General features: G+C 73.5%; 17 protein-coding genes. 4 read left to right on the forward strand and 13 right to left on the reverse strand.

From position 1 onward, the window contains the following. Nucleotides 1–3 precede the first annotated feature (3 nt). From LIX60_RS00330 to LIX60_RS00375, 10 genes are all read right to left on the reverse strand, one after another. Nucleotides 4–948, reverse strand: coding sequence for an NADH-quinone oxidoreductase subunit H (locus tag LIX60_RS00330; RefSeq protein WP_227956641.1), 945 nt, complete (start codon nt 946–948; stop codon nt 4–6). Next, nucleotides 941–2,371, reverse strand: a complete 1,431-nt coding sequence (locus LIX60_RS00335; RefSeq protein ID WP_227956642.1) for a hypothetical protein — start codon at nt 2,369–2,371, stop codon at nt 941–943. The genes LIX60_RS00330 and LIX60_RS00335 overlap by 8 nt, the downstream gene beginning before the upstream one ends. Continuing rightward, the gene (locus tag LIX60_RS00340; protein ID WP_227956643.1) at nt 2,362–2,712 is read right to left on the reverse strand and encodes an NADH-quinone oxidoreductase subunit A; all 351 of its coding nucleotides are present in this window, start codon (nt 2,710–2,712) and stop codon (nt 2,362–2,364) included. The genes LIX60_RS00335 and LIX60_RS00340 overlap by 10 nt, the downstream gene beginning before the upstream one ends. A gap of 184 nt (nt 2,713–2,896) precedes the next feature. Continuing rightward, nucleotides 2,897–3,937, reverse strand: coding sequence for a C40 family peptidase (locus LIX60_RS00345; RefSeq protein WP_227956644.1), 1,041 nt, complete (start codon nt 3,935–3,937; stop codon nt 2,897–2,899). Between the two features lie 342 nt (nt 3,938–4,279). Beyond that, nucleotides 4,280–4,909: a DUF305 domain-containing protein gene (locus LIX60_RS00350; protein ID WP_227956645.1), complete on the reverse strand. Its 630-nt coding sequence runs from the start codon at nt 4,907–4,909 to the stop codon at nt 4,280–4,282. An 84-nt stretch (nt 4,910–4,993) separates the two neighbouring features. Further along, the gene (locus LIX60_RS00355; protein ID WP_227956646.1) at nt 4,994–5,398 is read right to left on the reverse strand and encodes a DUF6153 family protein; all 405 of its coding nucleotides are present in this window, start codon (nt 5,396–5,398) and stop codon (nt 4,994–4,996) included. 274 nt (nt 5,399–5,672) lie between these two features. Then, nucleotides 5,673–6,227, reverse strand: a complete 555-nt coding sequence (locus LIX60_RS00360) for a TerD family protein (RefSeq protein WP_227956647.1) — start codon at nt 6,225–6,227, stop codon at nt 5,673–5,675. Between the two features lie 368 nt (nt 6,228–6,595). After that, complete coding sequence (locus LIX60_RS00365; protein ID WP_227956648.1) at nt 6,596–8,083, reverse strand: UDP-N-acetylmuramoyl-L-alanyl-D-glutamate--2,6-diaminopimelate ligase; 1,488 nt, start codon at nt 8,081–8,083, stop codon at nt 6,596–6,598. A 607-nt stretch (nt 8,084–8,690) separates the two neighbouring features. Further along, entirely contained in the window at nt 8,691–9,299 is a 609-nt protein-coding gene (locus LIX60_RS00370) for a hypothetical protein (protein WP_019708382.1), read from the reverse strand. Between the two features lie 268 nt (nt 9,300–9,567). After that, a complete protein-coding gene (locus LIX60_RS00375) occupies nt 9,568–9,930 on the reverse strand; it encodes a helix-turn-helix transcriptional regulator (protein ID WP_043462573.1) in 363 nt (120 codons plus the stop codon). 124 nt (nt 9,931–10,054) lie between these two features. Here LIX60_RS00375 and LIX60_RS00380 point away from each other — a divergent pair, with 124 nt between their 5' ends. After that, nucleotides 10,055–10,303, forward strand: a complete 249-nt coding sequence (locus LIX60_RS00380) for a hypothetical protein (RefSeq protein ID WP_227956649.1) — start codon at nt 10,055–10,057, stop codon at nt 10,301–10,303. 64 nt (nt 10,304–10,367) lie between these two features. Here the strand turns inward: LIX60_RS00380 and LIX60_RS00385 are convergent, their stop codons facing one another. Further along, the gene (locus tag LIX60_RS00385) at nt 10,368–10,928 is read right to left on the reverse strand and encodes a hemerythrin domain-containing protein (RefSeq protein WP_227956650.1); all 561 of its coding nucleotides are present in this window, start codon (nt 10,926–10,928) and stop codon (nt 10,368–10,370) included. 224 nt (nt 10,929–11,152) lie between these two features. Between LIX60_RS00385 and LIX60_RS00390 the strand changes: the two genes are divergently transcribed. Then, nucleotides 11,153–13,240 carry a SpoIIE family protein phosphatase gene (locus tag LIX60_RS00390; protein ID WP_227956652.1) on the forward strand — a complete coding sequence of 696 codons (2,088 nt, stop codon included), beginning with the start codon at nt 11,153–11,155 and terminating at the stop codon, nt 13,238–13,240. Nucleotides 13,241–13,306: 66 nt separating this feature from the next. Here the strand turns inward: LIX60_RS00390 and LIX60_RS00395 are convergent, their stop codons facing one another. Continuing rightward, a complete protein-coding gene (locus LIX60_RS00395; RefSeq protein ID WP_227956653.1) occupies nt 13,307–13,501 on the reverse strand; it encodes a hypothetical protein in 195 nt (64 codons plus the stop codon). Here LIX60_RS00395 and ctaD point away from each other — a divergent pair. Both ctaD and LIX60_RS00405 read left to right on the forward strand, forming a co-directional pair. Continuing rightward, entirely contained in the window at nt 13,488–15,251 is a 1,764-nt protein-coding gene (gene ctaD / locus LIX60_RS00400; RefSeq protein WP_227956654.1) for a cytochrome c oxidase subunit I, read from the forward strand. The genes LIX60_RS00395 and ctaD overlap by 14 nt on opposite strands. A gap of 7 nt (nt 15,252–15,258) precedes the next feature. Continuing rightward, a complete protein-coding gene (locus LIX60_RS00405; RefSeq protein ID WP_227956655.1) occupies nt 15,259–15,612 on the forward strand; it encodes a hypothetical protein in 354 nt (117 codons plus the stop codon). Between the two features lie 12 nt (nt 15,613–15,624). Here LIX60_RS00405 and LIX60_RS00410 read toward each other — a convergent pair whose 3' ends face one another. Further along, nucleotides 15,625–17,016 carry a lysine N(6)-hydroxylase/L-ornithine N(5)-oxygenase family protein gene (locus LIX60_RS00410; RefSeq protein WP_227956656.1) on the reverse strand — a complete coding sequence of 464 codons (1,392 nt, stop codon included), beginning with the start codon at nt 17,014–17,016 and terminating at the stop codon, nt 15,625–15,627. Between the last annotated feature and the right edge of the window lie 288 nt (nt 17,017–17,304).

The raw sequence follows: 17,304 nt of genomic DNA on the forward strand, positions 1-17,304 counted from the left end.
CCTTCATCGGTTCAGGACGACGACGGCGACGGCCAGGGCCTGAAGCAGGGTCAGCGGGACGAGGACCGTCCAGGCGAACTCCGTGTACCGCTCCATCCGGACGGCGGGCAGGGCGCGCCGGACCGCGAGCAGGACGGCCAGCACGGCCGCCGTCTTCAGCAGCGTCCAGAGCCAGCCGGGCAGCAGCGGGCCGTGGCCGCCGCCGAGGAAGAGCGGCACGGCGAACGCGGCCGCCACCACCAGCAGCGTCCACCGCCCGCCGAGGAGGACCAGCCGCGCGGGGCCGCCGAGTTCGGCCGCGGCGCTGCCCGCCGCGTCCCGGCCCAGCGGATGGCCGAAGGGCCCCCAGAACGCCATGGCGACGGCGCTCACCAGATAGACGGCGAAGGCGGCCGGCATCCAGAGCGCGAACCACAGGCCCTCCTGCCGCGCCACCACCTCCCCGACCCGCAGCGACTCCGCGCCGAGCGCGGCCGTCGTGATCGCCAGCATGTGCGGCAGCTCGTAGGCCAGGCCCTGGGCGAGGAAGCGGTAGCCCCCGATCAGCGACAGCGCCGAGTTGGCCCCCCAGCCCGTGAGCCAGACGGCCGCCCAGGCCAGCACCTCCATGGCGTTGAACCAGACGATGCCGACGCCCGGGTCGGTGACGGGCCGGAACCCCAGGGGCAGTACCGCGCCCGCCAGGACCGCGGCGGTGGGGAGCAGCGCCACCCCCGCCCGGCGGAGCGCGCCGTCCGCGGCGGTGGTGGTCCGCGGCTGCTGCACCAGGAGCCGCAGCGCCTCCCGCAGCGGTGCGGCCGCCCGGCTCGCCAGTTCGCGGACGGAACCCGCCGGGCCCCGCTCGGCCGCCGCGGACACGGCCGCTCCGCACCCGGCCGTGACGGCGGCCAGGGCCAGCAGCGCGAACGGCAGCACGGCGGCCGCCCAGAGCGGTGCGGTCTCAGACACCGGCGGCCTCCCGCCGGTCGGCGGCCGGGAGCTCGTCGATGTCCGGGTCGAGACTGGCGACGACGATCCGCGCCCCGGCGAACTCGGCTCCGCTCAGCAGACCCGGGAGGACGTCCAGCAGCCCCCGCGACGGGGGCGCGGCACCGTCCAGGGTGCCGCGCGGGCCCGTCCGGTCGTCCCGCGCCAGGGGCCGTTCGTCGCCGAACTCCCCGGCGGAACGGCCGAGTTCGTCCAGCCACACCAGCAGGCGGTCGTAGGCGTCCCCGTCTGCGGTGTGCGCCGGCCCGGAGACGCCGGCGGCCCGGGCCTCCGCGGCGGGCAGCGGGCCGAGCCCGGCGGTCAGCAGCCGCAGCGCACGCGACCGCGCCACCCGGCGGGCCAGCGAGACGACGTCCTCGCGCAGCCGGTCCCCGGGTTCCGCCGACAGGGCGCCGTCCCGCAGCCGGCGGGCGCGGGCGGCCGGGTCGTCCCAGCCCGCGACGGCGAGGAAGCGGCCCAGGCTGTCCAGATGGGCGGCGCAGCGCCGGCGGGCGGCCTCGGACCGGGGGACGGTCTCCCCCCGGGCGGCGCGCAGCCACGGCTCGTCCCAGAACGGGTCCTTCCGGCGCCGCACGGGCAGGGTCTCCGTCCCGGCCCGCTGGACGACGTCGCCCTGCAGGACCAGACGCAGGATCAGCCCGGCCGGCCAGTCCGGCAGCGCGGGCCCGAGGGGCAGGCGCAGGCGGTCGAGCGTGAGGCCGTCCCGGTCCTCCGCCCGTTCGGCCATCGGGAGGCCCGCGGGTCCGGACATCTCGTGCGTCTCGTGCGTCTCGTGCGAGGAGTGGCCGCCGTGGCCGTCACCGTGGCCGCCGCTGCCGTCACCGTGGCCGCTCTCCTGCCGGCCGTCCTGACCGTCGGGATCGGCGTCACCGCCGTGACCGCCGCTGTCGCTGTGACCGCCCCGGTCCTCCTGGTCTCCGCCGTCATCGTGGTGACCGCCGTCATCGTGGTGACCCCCCGCCCCGTCATCCGTCCGTTCCCCGGGGCCGCCGCCGGGCCGCCCGTTCCGCCCCGCGGTGGGCTCATCGCCGGGCGGGGTCACGGCCGGTGCGAGGTCGTGCCGGGTCCCCGCGTCCTCTCGCAGCAGCCGGTGCCCGGTGTCCAGTGCCGCCGCCGCCTCGCCGGGGTGACGCACCGCCAGCCGAGCGGCCGGCTTCGGCACCCCCTCCCAGATCCCGTCGAGCCAGGAGTCCTCGCCGTGCGGATCGCGTTCCCCGGCGAGGACGAGGAGATCCGCGGCGGCGGGGGTCCCGCTCCGCGGCCATCCCCGGCGCCGCAGTTCGGCTTCGAGTTCCAGCCGGACGCGGGTGGCTCCCGGCAGGGCGACCAGCATGACCCCCGGGCGGCTCAGGGCGGCACGCCGGAGGCGGTCTCTCAGGTCCACCGGAAGGCCCCCTCGCGCCGGGCGTAGACCACGCCCGCGAAGAGAATGCCGAGGAAGAGGAACATCTCGGCCACGGCGCTCGGGCCCTTCTCGGAGACCACCCGGACCCACGGGTACATGAAGAGCATCTCCATGTCGAAGGCCAGGAAGATCATCGTGACGGGGTACCAGCGCACATGGAAGCGGGAGAAGGCGTGCTCGCCCGGGGACGGCCCACCGCTGAACGGCCCGGCCTCCAGCGGCTCGCGGTCCGCCGCCAGCCACAGCCCCAGCCCCCGGACCAGCAGCAGCCCTCCGGCCACCAGGCCCAGGAGCACGAGCACCGGCTCCCATACGTCCATGTCGTCCTCCTCCGCCACCGCCGGTACCCGCCAACGCCATGTCAACACATCCCGACAAAAGCGGCAATGAGGATGAATCACCTGCCGGAGGACACGGAAAAGCCCGCACCACTCGGGTGCGGGCTCGTCGGGGCCGGCTCCGGCCGGCGGTACGGGGGGCGGCGCCGGGCCGCCCCCGCGGCGCTCAGCCGATGCGGACGCCCCACATGAACGGCATGCCGCTGGTGCTCATCGGCTCGTACCGCACGCTGGTACCGGGCTTGGGGGCGTGGAGGATCTGGCCGTTGCCGGCGTAGAAGCCGACGTGGCTGAGGTCGCTGCGCATGATGACGAGGTCGCCGGGCCGCAGCTGGCTCTGCGAGTTGATGCGGGTGCCGGCGTTGGCCTGGGCCTGCGAGGTCCGGGGTATCGCGATCCCCGCCTGCTGGAACGCCCAGGACGTGAGACCGGAGCAGTCGAAGGAGTTGGGGCCGGTGGCGCCCCACACGTACGGCATGCCGACCCGGCTCTTGGCCGCCTCGAAGGCGGACGCGGCGCGGCCGGTGGCGCTGGACTGGCTGCCGAGCTCGGCGCGGGCGCTGGTGCGGTTCGCCCGCTCCTCCTCCGCGGCCATCGCGGCCTTCTCCTCGGCCGTCAGCTTGTTGAGGAGGCGCTGGGCCTTGGCCAGCTTGCCCTGGATCTCCTTCTTCCGGTCCCGGAGCTCCGTGCGGGTCTCCTCCAGGTCCTCCAGCTTGTCCGCCGCCTCGGCGCGCTGCTGCTGCAGCGTGCGCTGCTTCTCCTGCGCCTTCTTGAGCGTGGTGAGCTGCTGGCTGCTGAGCCGGTCGAGCGTGGAGGCCTTCTCGAGGTAGCCGTCCGGGTCGCTGGCGAGGAGGAGCTGGACCGACGGGTCGATGCCACCGCTGCGGTACTGCGCCGTGGCCATCGAACCCAGGCCGTTGCGCAGCTTGTTGAGCTCGGCCTGGCCGCGGGCCACCGTCTCCTGCAGCGACTCGACCTCCTTCTCGAGCTTCTCCTCTTTCTCGTTCGCCCCGTTGTACTTCTCGGTCGCCTGCGTGGCCTCTTCGTAGAGCCGGTCGACCTGCGCCTTGACGCCCTTCTTGTTCGGGTCGGGCATCGGGTCGGCCTGTGCCGAGTTGGTGGAGAGGGCGACCGCCGCGGCGGTGACGCCGAGAACGGCCGCGTAAGCGCGCTGGTTAGGCTGCTTGGGACGACGGTGGGACGCCACTGAGGGCAGCTCCTTCTTCCTCGGCCGCCTGCCGGGAGGTGGGGCGCGCTCCCGGCTCCGCGCAACTCTGCGGAATCGACGGTGCCTTCGCCGCCGCCCCCATTGGGCAGCCGACCACGCGAAGGACTCGACGCCGGATCTTAACCCGCTGGGTTTCACGGCTCAAAGCCCCGGGTATTTCCGCCCGTCGGGCTGTCCGCATTCGCCCGGACACGTCGCCTTTGGCCCCGGCGTACGCCGCCCGCCCGCGCCGCGCGGGCCGGCGGACGGCACCGGGAGCCCGTGGTCCCGTCCCGGTGCCGCCGCCGTCCGTCAACCGCCGCGGGAGGCCATCAGCGGCCGTCAGCGGCCGAGGAGATCCTTCATCCGGGCGATCTCCTCGCCCTGCGAGGTGACGATGGCCGCGGCCATCTTCCGGGCCGGCCCGTACTCACCCTGCTTCTGCTGGGTGCGGGCCATCGTCACGGCGCCCTCGTGGTGCTCGATCATCAGCTCCAGGAAGGCCGTGTCGAACGCCTTGCCGGAGGCGGACTCCAACCGCTTCATCTGCCCGGCGTCCATCATCCCGGACATCCCGTGGCCCTCGTGGGCCCCGGGGTCCATACCGCCGGGCATCCGCTCCTCGCCCCATGCGCCGAGCCAGCCGTCGAGGGTCTCGATCTCCGGCGCCTGGGCCTTCTCGATCTGCCCGGCGAGCTTCCCGACCTCGTCCGAGGCGGCGCGTCCGCGTGCCAGCCGCGCCATCTCCACGGCCTGTTCGTGGTGCGGGATCATCCCCTGCGCGAAGGCCACGTCGGCGGCGTTGTGCTGGGTCTCCGGCGCCGCGCTCGCGGCGGAGGGGGCGGGCCGGGCCCGGGTGTCGTCGCTGCTGTTGTCTCCGCTCTCTCCGCCGCAGGCCGCCAGCACCAGCGCGGCTGCTCCGGCGGCGGCCGCGCGGGCGGCGCGGCGGGAAAGGGTACGGGTGGATCGCATGGTCACAACTCCTGGAAGTCTGGGGGCAGGCATGGCCGCAGGAGGCGCCGACGCGTGCGTGCGCGGCGCCTCGGGAGGCGCGGCCTATATCCGCAGGAGCTGGAGTTCGGAGAGCGAGGGCGGCCCTCTGCCGCCCCGGGGAGCGGGCGGCCCGGCCGTGGCCGGTGTCCCCGCCGCACCGCGCACGGCGTACCGGGCCGGGGACAGTGGTGACGGGGCCGGGCCGGTGCTCACGGAGGCCGCCGCGCAGTCCGTCACGGCATGCGTCTCGTGCCCGCCGCAGGGGTCGTGGCACGCGCCGTCGGCCGAGAGCCGGGGGCCGGCCGGCCGCTCCCCGGAGGAAGCGGAGGAGTGCGGCGGCGCGAGGGCCGTGGAAGCCGGTGCCGCCGCCAGGCCGTGCAGGCCGAGAAGACCGGCGAGGACGGCGAGCACGAGGCACGCGCGGGTCCGCCCCGGAGGGCGCCGGACCGGGCGCTGTTCTCGGCTCACGGCGCCATGTTAGCGAGCCCGGACCGGCCGGTCCGGTGCTTCCCGGTGCCGGTACGCGTGACGCCGGACACCTCGTCCTCCGGGACGCCCGGGGGCGCGCGGGGACGGGGCTCCGTTCCGCGCCGACCGGAGCCCGGCCCGCGCCTTCGCCGGCCGGGACCTCCCGGAGGCCGCCGGCGCCGCGGCCCGGCTCCGGCTCATCCACGAACGGGTCATGCCGGAGCTGCGCCGAGCCGCGTCCCGTGCCGGGCGGCACCGGGGCGGCCGGGCCGGATCAGGGGGTCCGCTCCCCCATCAGCCGGGCGAAGGCGTTGGGGTCGGCGTCGTACCCGCGGAGGGTCTTGCGGAACTCCCAGGCGCCGTCGGCGTCCCGGCGGAACTCGGCGACGGTGGCGGCCAGGGCCCCGGAGACGCTCTCGAAGTCGTCCCGCGCCAGTTCGGCCGGCCCGTTGAGGATCTGCACGGCGCTGTTCCGCACCCCGCCGAAGGTCCGGCGGCCCTCGCCCTGCTGGATGGCCACGCCCACGACCACCCGCGCGAAGGTGGGCGCCATCCGGTAGAGCTCCAGGGTCATGGCCTCGTCGACCCCGAAACCGAGGCCGTTGCGGCTGTCGCGGGTGAGGGTGATGGTGCCGTCGGGCGACCGGCTGTCGAAGTGGACGAGGTACACCGGAGCACCGTACGGGTCCTCGGCCGAGTAGGTCCCGGCGACGATGTCGAGATCGCAGGTGGGTTCGCCGAGGGGACTGGGGTCCCACTTGACCGCCACCTGGACCTTCTCCAGGCCTTTGTTGAGATTGCCGTCGGGGCCCTTGCTGATGCTGCTCACGGGCTTCCCCTCCCCCGGGACGGTGCGTTTACGCGACGTGTACGGGCGCCATCGTATCGGCGGACCCGCCGGTTGGAGGCTGCCCCGCTCACCGGGGCCGGAAAAGCCTTGTGGGCTCCGGGAATCCGGCCGGACCGCCCGGTCCGGGTCCGGCGGTGCATCGGTGCGGCGTCAACCGCCGCTCGCCGTAGGCCCCGTGGGGCGGCTCCGGGTCCGGGCGCCCGGGCCCGGTCCCGGGCTCCGTCGCCGGAGAGCCGGGCCGGAGGAGCCGGCGGTCCGTCAGACCCGGTGCGGGGCGGGGCCGTTGGGGGCCGCCCCGGGCCCTCGTCGCGGCGGGCCGGCCCGCCGGTCCCGTCCCACCGGACGCCCTACCGGGGCCCGGCCAGTTCGCGCACCGTCGCCATGTCGCTGAACGGGAGCAGTTCCTCCCCCACGATCTGGAAGGGTTCGCTGCCCTTCCCCGCGACCAGCACGATGTCCTCCGGGCCGGCCTCGGCCAGCGCGAAGGCGATCGCCCGCCGCCGGTCGGCGCAGCGTTCGAAGGGGGTTCCCGAGGCTCTCAGGCCCTCGCTGACGTGGTCCAGGATGATCTCGGGATCCTCGCCACGGGGATTGTCCGAGGTGACGACGCACAGATCGGAGTGGGAGCCGGCGATCTCCCCCATCCGGGCGCGCTTGGTGACATCCCGGTCCCCGCCGCAGCCGAAGACCGTGATGATCCGGCCGGGCGCGAAGTCCCGGATGGTGGCCAGCACGTTGTCCAGGGAGTCCGGGGAGTGGGCGTAGTCCACAATCACGGAGGCCCCGTGCGGTGCCGTGAAGCGTTCGAACCGTCCCGGGATCGGGGGAAGCCGGTCGAGGGCGGAGAGCAGCCCCTCCAGCTCGTGTCCGAGGAGATGGCAGGCCGCGACGGTGGCCAGCGCGTTGGCGACGGAGTACCGGCCCGGTACGGGGATGGCCACGGGGTACTTGTGGCCGGCGTGGTGGAGGACGAACCGCGCGCCGAAGGCGTCCATGTGCAGGTCGGTCGCCCGGTAGTCCGCCTCGGCGTCGATCGCGTAGGTGGACACCGCCCCGGGCATCAGTGCCTCGATCCGGGCTCCCACCGGGTCGTCGGCATTGACCACCGCGCGCTCGCACAGTCCGCGGAAGAGGCGGAGTTTGGCCTCCGTGTAGCTCTCCATCGTTCCGTGGTCGTCCAGGTGATCCTGCGTCAGGTTGGTGAAGACGCCCACGTCGATGAAGGTGTGGTCGACGCGGTGGGTCAGCAGGCCCATCGACGTGGCCTCCAGGACCGCGCTCGTGGCCCCGCGGTCGCGCATACATCCCAGCAGGTACTGGAGATCGGGTGACTCCGGTGTACTCAGGGCCGATCTCGGCATCGGGATCAGTTCGTCGCCGATCCGGCTCCCGGCCGTTCCGATGACCCCGACCCTGGCGTTCTCGGCGATCCGCAGGACGGACTCGACCATGCAGGACACCGAGGTCTTGCCGTTGGTCCCGGTGACGGCGACCATGTCCATCCGCTGCCCGGGATCGCCGTGGTAGCGCGAGGCGACGGCCGCCGCGGCCGCCCGCGTCCCGGGCACCCGGACGACACACACGTCCCCGGCGGCCGCCCACACCGACTCCGGTGGTCCGGGCCGTCCTTCCTCGACGAGCACCGCCGCCGCACCGCGCGCGAGCGCGGGCCCGATGGCCTCGGGACCGCCCTCGCGGTGACCGGGGACGGCGATGAACAGCGAGCCGGGCGACACCCGGCCGGCGTCGAAGCGGACTCCGGCGGTGATGTCCGTCTCCGGATCGCCGCGGAGGATCTCGTGGTCGTGTCCGGCCAGCAGTGCGTTCAGCTTCACAGGCGTCCTTTCGGGGGCGCGGCGGACCCGCGCGTCCCGGCCGGGCGCACGGCACACCGGGGCCACCGCTGGTGCGGCGACGGGCGGGACGGAACGCGGAGCGGAACGGCGGGCCCGGCGTCGCCGGGTACCGGAACTCAATCCGGCGGGGTGGTCACGGGCGTTCCGGATCAGGAGCGGAGCCGTGCGGAGAGATCCGCGGAGGGGAGAGGAGGGCGGAGGGCCCGGGTGGGGGGTCGAGGGGTCGCCGGCGCTAGCCGTGTCCGTGCAGCGCCCGGCAGCCGGCGTCCGGCGCGGCGCCGGGTGCGGGACCCGTCACCGGGGTCGCGCCGTCCGGGCACGCGGCGCGGGGAGCCCTGCGCGGGCACTCCCCCACTCCGTCTGTGCGACCCATGGCCCCAGTGTACGTGCCGTGGCACCGGCCTGGTTCACGGCGCGAGCGGCGCCGGGCCGGGCCGGACGGCCGCCGCGGGGCCGGGGCACGGCGGCCGGCAGCGAGCGGCGGGCGGCGAGCAGCCGGGCGAACCACGTCAGGGGTGGCATCCGGAGAGGACGCCACCCCTGACGGGCGGACCGTTCCCGGCCGGCCGGACCGGGAAGGGGAGGTTCAGGACCGCGGGCGGGCGAACCAGGCCGCGCCGTCCTTCATCGCCGTGAAGGCGACGACCAGACCACCCGCGATGATCCACAGCAGGCCGGGCGGGAAGAAGTAGATGCCGGAGACGATCATCAGTGCTCCCACGACGATCGCGGCGATCCGGACACCGCTGCCGCCCTTGCCGAACTTGGCGGCGACGACGATCTCCGCGATCGACAGGATCAGCGCGAAGGCCCCGAGCCCGAGCAGGAGCCCGGCCGATATGCCGTCCTGCAGGCCCCCCTGCTCCTCAACGGCTTCGCGTACCTCGCTGTTGTTGAGCAGGGCGCCGCCGGCCGTCATGAACAGACCGCCGATGAGGCCCAGTCCGCCGAAGACGAAGAGCAGTACCCGTGCCGTCTTCAGGGTGCCGGACATCTGCTCCGGCATCTGGTTGCCGCCGGGATACCCGCCATAGGGCTGCCCGGGCTGCTGCGGGTAGGGCGCCTGGCCGTACCCCTGCCCGGGCTGCTGCGGATAGGGCGCCTGCCCGTATCCCGGCCCGGGCTGCTGGGGGGACGAAGGGTACTGCCCGCCCTGGGGCGGGCCGTACGGGTTGTTCGGACCCGTATCGCTCATGTCCGCATCCTTCCGGGAGTTTTCACATCACGACTGCCCTGTGCTGATCTCTTGAACCTATCGCGCACAACTTCCGCCCGTCAGGGGCCGGTACCCCTCACATCGCGATCCTCACGGAGCTGACGGCACGTCATGTCGGTTCGCGGGAAACGGCCTTCTCCACGCGCCCGGGGCGTGGCGGCCGTTGACGGCTGTGAGCGGCGGAGGACAGGGCGGACCACCCCCGCCACAGGAGGCGGCGCCCGAGTCCGGCCGGCGCCGCCCGGTGTCAGTCGCCGGCCGCCAGGACACCGGCCAGCGCCGCCAGGACGGACGGCGCGACCCGGTAGTACACCCAGGTGCCGCGCCGCTCGGAGGTGAGCAGTCCGGCCTCCCGCAGCTTCTTGAGGTGGTGGCTGACCGTGGGCTGCGAGACACCGACATCCGAGATGTCACAGACGCAGGCCTCCCCGCCGGGGTGCGAGGCCACCAGGGAGAACAGCCGCAGCCGGACCGGGTCGCCCAGCGCCTTGAACATCGCCGCGGTGCGCCCGGCCTCCTCGGCGGTCAGCGCGCGCCGGCTCAGCGGCGGGCAGCACGGGACCACGGGCTCCGCCACCGGCGTACGCGCCGGACCTCCGGAATTCGACATACGTCAATCCTTGCAGCCGCCCCGCCGCGGGACAAGGTGCTGCCGCGGCCCCCCTGCACCCCGCGGACCGCACCCGCCCGGCCCGGACGTGCGGGGCCCGGCCGGCGGCCGCACGATGAGTCCTATGACCGAGATCAACGAACCGCTCGTCGAAGCCCCGCCGATCGTGGTCTGGCCCGTCACCCCGGGGGAGCCGCCGTTCCGTCTGGTGGAGATCCGGGGGGAGGCCGCCGGCAAGGCCGAGTCGATCGTGGACGTCGTCACCCTCGCCCACGACGCCGGGCTGGTGCACGTCGATCTCGACGATCCCGCCGTGGTCCGGTGGGTGGGCGGCGGCAAGTACACCTGGGCACCGCACCACGGGTTCCTGTGATCCGCTGCCGGCAGCGGCCCGCCGGGGCTCCCCGTCCCTCCCGCCCCGTCGCCGGGCGGGGATTTCAGAGCCTCCCGCGTCCGCTCAGGGCGTCGCGGGCGCGGTCGACGAGCCCCGCCCCCGGGTCGAGAAGGCGGTTGGCGGGCGGGGTGTCGGGGGCGCCGGGGTGCGGGCGGGTGGGGGCGGTCCGCTTGGCCCGGCGGATCTTGCCACCCAGTTCTTGCAGCCGTTCGGCGGAGCAGACCTCGCGCAGCCGGGCGAAGAGGTGCCGCTCCTCGTCGTGGATGTGCGCGGTCACCTCGCTGATCAGCCGGATGACGAGCCCGTCGAAGTCCGGGTCGTCGGGCCTGCGGTCCTCCAAGTCCTTGAGAAGCCGCTCCACCTCGGCGTGATCGGCGATCTCCTTGTCGGCGAGCGCGGCGCCGCCCGGCACGCGCCGGCGCACCTCCGGATACAGGTACTGCTCCTCGGCGACCGCGTGCCGGACGAGTTCCATGGTGATCCGGTCCAGCACCCGCCTGCGCTCGGGACGGCCGGTGGGGACGCCCTGCAGACTCTCGAACAGCTCGTCGACCTCGCGGTGATCGGCCGTCAGTTCCGCGATGGCGTCCTCACCGTGGTTCATGCCCGCCTGCCCCTGCCTGGTCGGATACGTCGCCGGCCGCCCGACGTCACCGGCCGCCGGCGGACCGCGGGCGTTGAGTACCCCCACAGCGCACTCCCACACCCGCCGGGCACGCGCGTCCGGCGGTCCGGGCATCCGGCCGGGCGCCGGACCGCCCGCAGCGATATCCTATAGTCTCATTTATCCGTATTGCCGTGAATGACTGCTATCGGAAAGAGCGTGTCATGGCCTCAGCCCACCCGCCGGGGCTGCTCCGCCGGCTGCCCCGGCTCCTGCGGAGCCCGGACCCGCAGGCCATGCTCGCCGTCCTGACCGAGGACCGGGAGGAGGACGGCGAGCCGGCGCCACTGGTGCCCGAGCGCACCCGGATATACGTCGAGGGCGCCGCGCGCACCGAGGTGTTCCCCGCAGGTTCCGGACCCGGGCCCGCGAACCGGGCGTTCGACGAGGCGGTCGCGGAGGTGATGCGCACCGGACGGCCCCTGCGCGCCGGCGGACCGGACACCCCCGTGGCGCTGCTGCCGCTGTCCGCCGACGGCCGGGTCGCCGGTGTGCTGGCGGCGGGGCTGCGTCCCGCGGATCCGGCCGGGGGCTCCCCCAACGACTCGGCCCTGGAACTGCTGGCCGACGCCTGCGCGGTACGGCTGAACAGCTTCGCCCACCGTTCCGTCGAGGTCCTGGCCGAGGCGGCGCGGGCCACCCGGACCGGGGGCTTCGCCTGGGACCTCGCGCGGAACTCCGTCCGCTGGGACGAGCGGGCCTGCGACATCTACGGCGTCGACCCGGCCGAGTTCGACGGTGACGAGGAGACGTTCTTCGGCTCCCTCCACCCGGACGACCTCCCCGTGGTGCAGGCGGCCATCGCGGAGGTGACCGAGGCCGCCGTCACCTCGCCGGGGGCGGGCCCGGCCGGTGACACCGGCTCCTACCGGCTGCACTACCGCGTCGTCCACCCGGACGGCAGCCAGCACCCCGTGCTCGAACACGGCCGGGTGGTCCTGGGCGAGGACGGGCGCCCCGCCCGCGCCCTCGGGCTGGTGCTGCGGAGTCCGCCCGGTATGACCCCGGCCATGCCCTCCCTCTCCCCCGACCGCTCGCGGGACGCCTTCCTCTTCAGCCTGACCCGGGCACTCTCCAAGGCCGTGACCGTACGGGACGTCGCCCGGGTCATGACCGATCTGACCCGTCCCGCGCTGGGCGCCGCGAACGTCACCATCGGCGTCGTCGAGCACGGCGGGCTGAAGATCATCGGCCGGACCCCCGTCGCCCCGGAACTGCGCCATCTGCACGCGCCGGCCCGCCGGGCCATGGAACTGGCGCTGACGCAGGAGGAACCGTTGTTCCTGGAGGACCTCAACCGGCTGCGCGGCACGGGCGTCCCCGATCTGGGCGCCACCGGCCCCGTGCCACCGCGGGCCTGGGTCGTGCTCTCGCTCTCCTCCTCCGAGCGCCCCACCGGCGCCTGCCTCATCTCCTTCTCCGGCCCGCGCCACTTCGACCCGGGCGAACGCACCTTCTACACCGCCGTCGCGGCGATCCTGACGCAGAGTCTCGAACGCGCCCGGATGTTCGACTCCGAGCACCAGCGGGCCAGCGATCTCCAGACGGCGATGCTCCCCCGCCGTCTGCCCCCGCTCCCCTCACTCGCCACCCACGCCCGCTACCTCCCGGGCACGAGCGAGATGAACGTCGGCGGGGACTGGTACGACGTGCTGCCGCTCGCGGACGGCACCGCGGCCCTGGTGATCGGGGACGTCCAGGGCCACGACGCCCACGCCTCGGCGGTCATGGGCCAGCTCCGCGTCATCCTGCGCACCTGCGCCGACGCCGGGATGAACCCCGGAAGTGTGCTCGCCCGGGCCAACCGCGTCCTGGCCGATCTCGACACCGGCCGCTTCGCCACCTGCGCCTATCTCGTCCTCGACCCCTCCGACGGCTCCCTGGAGGGGGCCCGGGCGGGACATCCCCACCCCCTGCTGGTCTCCCCCGGCACGGCCGGTGAACTCCAGCTGGCGGGCGGCCCGCCGCTCGGCGTCATGCCGCACGCGCGGTACCGGACGACCAGGGCGCGTCTCGCCGACGAGGAGACCCTCGTCCTCTTCACGGACGGCCTGGTGGAACGGAAAGGCGCCGACATCGACGTCTGCATTGCGCAGATGCGCAACGAGCTCCGCGACTGGATGCGGGACACCGAACAGGAGTACGGCCGCACCGTGGGCCCGGAGGAGGTCACGGATTTCCTTCTCCGGGAGGACGGCGATCCGGGCCGTTCGGACGACGTCGCCCTTCTCGCGGTGCGCCGCACCGGCTGACATCCGCCCGCCCTCCCGGAATTCCCGCGCGGCACCGGAATACCGCCTGCGCCATTCGGGTGACACTCATTTGCGTTCCGGCCGCGCCCGTACAAGAGTCGAACTCACCGTCAGCCGGCGTCGCGTGCTATCAAGACGACGCAGCACGATGCCATCCCGCCGGTCGAGGCATCGGCGTGCTGCGCGAAAACCGGCGGACACATCCATTCCGACGTTGCCGACGCCGGTGGCGGAGAGGCGAATACTCATGGTCTCGGACACCCAGACGAGAGAAGTTCCGGCCGGACCGAGGCCCAGGACGCCGGGGAGAGTGGTCGTCGACTGGCTGACCACCACCGACCACAAGAAAATCGGCGCCCTCTACATGGTCTCGTCGTTCATCTTCTTCGTGGTCGGCGGAATCCTGGCTCTCGCCCTCCGGGCCGAACTGGCCCGGCCCGGCACGCAGATCCTCACGAACGAGCAGTACAACCAGGCGTTCACCATGCACGGCACCGTGATGCTGCTGCTCTTCGCCACACCTCTGTTCGCCGGTTTCACCAACGCCATCATGCCGCTGCAGATCGGCGCGCCGGATGTCGCCTTCCCCCGGCTGAACATGTTGTCGTACTGGCTCTTTCTCTTCGGATCGCTGATCGCCCTGGCCAGTTTCCTCACCCCGCAGGGTGCCCCCGACTTCGGCTGGTTCGCCTATACGCCGCTCTCCCGCGAGGAGTACTCGCCGGGCGTCGGCGGCGACATGTGGATCATGGGCCTGGCGATGTCCGGCTTCGGCACGATCCTCGGTGCCGTCAACTTCATCACCACCATCGTCTGCATGCGGGCCCCGGGCATGACGATGTTCCGGATGCCGATCTTCGTCTGGAACACCCTGCTCACCAGTGTCCTGATCATCCTGGTCTTCCCCGTGCTGGCCGCCGCCCTGTTCGCCCTGGAGGTGGACCGCCTCTTCGGGGCCCACATCTACGACCCGCAGAACGGCGGGCCGCTCCTCTGGCAGCATCTCTTCTGGTTCTTCGGCCATCCCGAGGTCTACATCATCGCCCTGCCGTTCTTCGGCATCATCACCGAGGTCATCCCCGTGTTCAGCCGGAGGCCGATTTTCGGTTATGTCGGCCTCGTCGGCGCGACGCTGGTGATCACCGGTCTCTCGGTCTCGGTGTGGGCGCACCATATGTTCGCCACGGGCGCGGTGCTGCTGCCGTTCTTCTCCTTCATGTCCTTCCTCATCGCGGTACCGACCGGCGTGAAGTTCTTCAACTGGATCGGCACCATGTGGAACGGCTCGCTGTCGTTCGAGACGCCCATGCTGTGGGCGCTGGGGTTCCTGGTCTCCTTCCTCTTCGGCGGTCTGACCGGCGTGCTGCTCGCCTCTCCGCCGCTCGACTTCCATGTCACCGACGGCTATTTCGTCGTCGCACACTTCCATTACGTGATCTTCGGGACCGTGGTGTTCGCCATGTTCGCCGGATTCCACTTCTGGTGGCCGAAATTCACCGGGAAAATGCTGGACGAGCGGCTGGGGAAAATCCACTTCTGGACGCTCTTCATCGGCTTCCACACCACCTTCCTCGTCCAGCACTGGCTCGGTGTCGAGGGGATGCCCCGCCGTTATGCCGACTATCTGGCGGCCGACGGGTTCACCCTGCTGAACACCATCTCGACGATCGGCTCCTTCCTGCTGGGCCTCTCCACGCTGCCGTTCCTCTACAACGTCTGGCGGACGACCAAGTACTCGCCGAAGATCCTGGTCGACGACCCCTGGGGCTACGGCCGCTCGCTGGAGTGGGCGACCTCCTGCCCGCCGCCCCGGCACAACTTCCTCACCCTGCCGCGGATCCGCTCCGAGTCACCGGCCTTCGACCTGCACCACCCGGACCTCGCCCTCATCGACGAGGAGGAGAACACCGGGCGGAGGGACATGATCGAACCCGGCAGGGGCGCCGCCCCGCCGCTCGGCGACGACCGCGGCCGGGGCCACGGTCCCGGCGACGGCCGCGGCAGGAGCTGAGGCCGGCGTGCGGCCCGATCGCGAGGAGATCAACGCCGGGCTCGCCCAGCTGGAGGGATACCTCCGGGGACGGACCCATATCGCCGACGCGCGGACCGAGGCCGAGGCGTTCGCCGACCGCATGCCGTGGCTGACGACGGCTCAGCGCGAGGAGATCGTCGGCGGCTACGTCGAGGACCGGCTCGCTCTCACCCGGCGCCTGCTGGAGCACATCCTGCAACGCTCCGCCGAGCTGCGGACCGAGTACACCGCTCGCTACGCGTCGCTGCGCCGCCGGGTGCTGTGCACGGCCGTCGCCGCCGTGCTCGGAGCACTGGCGCTGAGCGTCTGGGCGCTGACCGTCGCCGGTCTCAGTCGGTAGACCGCGCGGGCCTCAGCCGCTCGCGGGCGAGTCCGCGGCCTCCCCCGGCCCGCCGTCCCGTCCGCGACGGCCCGGGTCCGCGGGCGCGCCGAAGGTCGTCCAGGCCGCCCGGTCCGGTACGGGGCACACGGGACGGCCGGCGACGGCGTTGAGGATGGTGGCGGCGCGCCAGGCGCCCAGGGTGAGGTCGGGGGCGCCGACCCCGTGCGTGTGCAGTTCGGCGTTCTGCACGTACAGCGAGCCGGTGACGGCCGGGTCGAGCGCCACCCGGTACTCGCCGTCGATCCGGTACCGGCCCCGGTCGTCCCAGTCGACGAGGCCGGCCACCGGGTCGAGGAAGGCGGGGCGGACGGCCGCGTAGCCGGTGGCCGCGACGACGGCCGAGGTGCGGACCTCGAACCGGCTGTCCTGCTGGGCGTGGTGGCAGCGCAGCAGGAAGCCGCCGGGTACCGCCTCGGCCCCGGTGATCTCGACACCGGGGTGCAGGGCGGCGCGGGGCTCGGTGCCGCCGACGGTGCGCTCGTACAGCGCGTCGTGGATCTCCGCGAGCGTCTCCTCGCTGACGCCCTTGTAGAGCTGCCACTGCTCGCGGACGAGCCGGTCCCGCACCTCCGGCGGGAGCCCGCGGAAGTAGCGGATGTAGTCGGGGGTGAAGTGCTCCAGGCCGATCTTGGAGTACTCCATGGGCGCGAAGGCGGGGGTACGGGCCAGCCAGCGGACGTACGGACCGCCGGCGCCGTCGCCGTCCTGGTGGCGCAGCAGGTCGAGCACCACCTCGGCGCCGGACTGGCCGGCGCCGATCACCGTGACGTCGTCCTCGGCGGCCAGGCGGGCGCGGTGGGTGCGGTAGTCGGCGCTGTGCAGGACCCGGCCGCGGTGCCCGGCGGCCGGCAGCGGGCGCAGCACCTCGGGGAGCACCGGTTCCGTCCCGACGCCCAGCACGATCCGCCGGGCGGCCACCGAGGAGCGGTGGCCGGCCGCGGACCGGTGCTCCACCCGGAAGACGCCGGCCGGGCCGTCCCACTCCACCGAGGTCACCTCGGCGTCGAAGCGGCAGGACGGCAGGCGCTCGGCGGCCCAGCGGCAGTAGTGGTCGTATTCGCGCCGGGGGATGTGGAAGCGCTCGGAGAAGAAGAACGGGAACATCCGGTCGTGCGCCCGCAGGTAGTTGAGGTACGACCAGGGGCTGGTGGGGTCGGCCATGGTCACCAGGTCGGCGAGGAAGGGCACCTGGAGAACCGTTCCCTCCAGGAGCAGGCCTGGGTGCCAGGAGAACCGGGGCCGGGCGTCCAGGAAGAGGGTGCGCAGCCCGGGCACACCGTCGGCCAGGGCGGCCAGGGAGAGGTTGAACGGGCCGATGCCGACGCCGACCAGGTCGTAGGGGTGCTCGGCCGCCGCGGTCACCGCCGCTCCCCCGCCGGGCCGGCGGGGCCGGCGGGGTCCGCCGCCGGTGCCGCGGATGCCGCCCGTACGGAGCGTCCGGCCGCTCCGGGACGGCCCGCGCGAGCGGGTGATGTGCGCGGGACGGCGGCGTCCGGACGGTGCAAGGGCTCTCCCGGGCAAAGGGGTGCCGGACTGGGCTCACCGGCGGAAATCCAGGAGAGGCTAACCGGCCGGGCCCCGGATGCCAAGCGGACCAACTCCCGCGCGGGCGTTCCCGGTTCGGCGGCCGGGCCGCGCACAGCGGTGGGG

This window comes from Streptomyces sp. S07_1.15 (assembly GCF_020739505.1).
GTDB classification, from domain to species: domain Bacteria; phylum Actinomycetota; class Actinomycetes; order Streptomycetales; family Streptomycetaceae; genus Streptomyces; species Streptomyces xinghaiensis.

Excerpts from the sequence above, each read along its gene's own strand:
- LIX60_RS00340 (WP_227956643.1), bottom strand. The coding sequence starts at position 2,712 with ATGGACGTATGGGAGCCGGTGCTCGTGCTCCTGGGCCTGGTGGCCGGA.
- LIX60_RS00350 (WP_227956645.1), bottom strand. The coding sequence starts at position 4,909 with ATGCGATCCACCCGTACCCTTTCCCGCCGCGCCGCCCGCGCGGCCGCC.
- LIX60_RS00370 (WP_019708382.1), bottom strand. The coding sequence starts at position 9,299 with ATGAGCGATACGGGTCCGAACAACCCGTACGGCCCGCCCCAGGGCGGG.
- LIX60_RS00375 (WP_043462573.1), bottom strand. The coding sequence starts at position 9,930 with ATGTCGAATTCCGGAGGTCCGGCGCGTACGCCGGTGGCGGAGCCCGTG.
- LIX60_RS00380 (WP_227956649.1), top strand. The coding sequence starts at position 10,055 with ATGACCGAGATCAACGAACCGCTCGTCGAAGCCCCGCCGATCGTGGTC.
- LIX60_RS00385 (WP_227956650.1), bottom strand. The coding sequence starts at position 10,928 with ATGAACCACGGTGAGGACGCCATCGCGGAACTGACGGCCGATCACCGC.
- LIX60_RS00390 (WP_227956652.1), top strand. The coding sequence starts at position 11,153 with ATGGCCTCAGCCCACCCGCCGGGGCTGCTCCGCCGGCTGCCCCGGCTC.
- ctaD (WP_227956654.1), top strand. The coding sequence starts at position 13,488 with ATGGTCTCGGACACCCAGACGAGAGAAGTTCCGGCCGGACCGAGGCCC.